Source organism: Roseomonas aerilata DSM 19363, assembly GCF_000711725.1.
In the GTDB taxonomy this organism is placed as follows: Bacteria; Pseudomonadota; Alphaproteobacteria; order Acetobacterales; family Acetobacteraceae; genus Roseomonas; species Roseomonas aerilata.
Map to the genome: position 1 here is coordinate 1 of NZ_JONP01000141.1, position 1,576 is coordinate 1,576.

Annotated in this window: 2 protein-coding genes; one reads left to right on the forward strand and one right to left on the reverse strand. The window is 63.3% G+C overall.

Annotated features, from left to right (window positions below; all coding sequences use genetic code 11):
* On the forward strand, window positions 1-257 hold a 257-nt coding region (locus BO39_RS29395), incomplete at its 5' end, for an integrase core domain-containing protein (protein ID WP_043840432.1).
* 298 nt (window positions 258-555) lie between these two features.
* Here the strand turns inward: BO39_RS29395 and BO39_RS29400 are convergent.
* Window positions 556-1,576 (reverse strand): HWE histidine kinase domain-containing protein (locus BO39_RS29400; RefSeq protein ID WP_156964195.1); only part of this gene is annotated, 1,021 nt, incomplete at its 5' end.

Below are 1,576 nucleotides of genomic sequence, written 5' to 3' on the forward strand. Positions count from 1 at the left end.
ACCGCCGCCTGCTGGCCAAGCACGGCATGCGCTGCTCGATGAGCCGGAAAGGCGATTGCTGGGACAACGCTCCCATGGAAAGCTTCTTCGGCAGCCTCAAGACCGAACTGATGGAGGACGGGACCTTCGACACCCGACAGGCCGCACGATCAGCCCTCTTCGCCTTCATCGAAGGCTTCTACAACCGACAGCGTCTCCACTCAGCGATCGGCTACAAAGCCCCAGCTGAAATGGAACAACTCGCCGCGGCCGCGTAGGCCGTAACCCGTGTCCACCCAAACAGGGGAAGATCAGGGTTCTCTCTCCACAGCCAAGCTCAGGTCAACTTGCTTGAGGCTATGGCTCTGGCCGCCGTTGATGGCTGGTGGGCAGGGCGTAGTGATGCCGCCTGTGCTGGTGATTGCCCCTTCTCCTGCACGCTGCCGGAGCTACGCCACGCATGGCTGGGCGGGTTCAGCGCTGGCCGAACGGTCTAAGAAAGATTATCTGCCGTCGGGCGGCTGAGGAGGTCAGCACCAGAAGCTGCCCCTGTGTTCTTCGTGCACAGCCCCGCAGTTAGACACGCCGCTCCAGGACGGCGGCGAGCGGTGCGCCAATCAGACAGCGCACCCCTGACACAGCGAAAACCATGCGCACACGTCCTTGCAGCTGCCGCACCAAGACCTCCTCGATGAGGCGCAGACCAAAGCCGCGATGTGTTGGCGGTCTGACGACCGCTCCTCGGGCCTCACGCCAGTCAACACAGAGCTCATCACCAACAGAGCCGGGCACCACGGACCAGTTCAGCCCGACGCGGCCGCGAGGTGCGGAAAGAGCGCCGTGTCTGAGCGCGTTGAGCCCGAGTTCGTGCAGCGCCAGGCCAAGCACCACGGCCGCACCTGCTCGAAGGTGGATCTGCGGCCCACTGGCCTCCACGCGCCCTGGGCTGCCAATCCCGAAAGGCGCCAGCTGCGCCTGCGCCAGAGAGTGCAAAGGGATGCTTTGCCCATGAGCGGCAACAACGGCCTTTTGTGCCTGCGCCAGGGCAAACAACCGCTCCTGCAGGGCGGCCTGGAACTCGTCCACGGAACCGCTGCTTCGACCAAGACGTGTGGCAAGCGCCTGCACCGCAGCCAGGTTGTTCATGACGCGATGGTTGAGTTCACCGAACAGGATCTGCTGACTGGTCTCGGCGCGTACCCTGTCACTCACGTCGCGCTGCGCCGACACCCAGCGCAAGATACGCCCGTCGGCATCGCGGGATGGGTTGATCAACCATTCATTGACGTACTCTGTCCCGTCCTTTCGGTAATTGACGGCTGTCCCGAAGAAACTTTCGCCGCGCGACAGAGCGACACGCAGTCTATCGAGCGTGGCGCGGTCGGTTCGCGGGCCTTGCAGGATCTTTGGTGTTTGACCCAGCGCCTCCTCGGGCTCGTAGCCGGTAATGCGCGTGAAGCCGGCGTTTACGTACTCAATACGCGGGCCAGGATGATCAAGGTCGGTTCTGTTGCGGCCTTGCGGCGTCCCACTGACTGGGTACAAGCCGCAGTATGGCGAGACGGCGGAGAGTGGCCTCGGTGAGACTGGATCAATG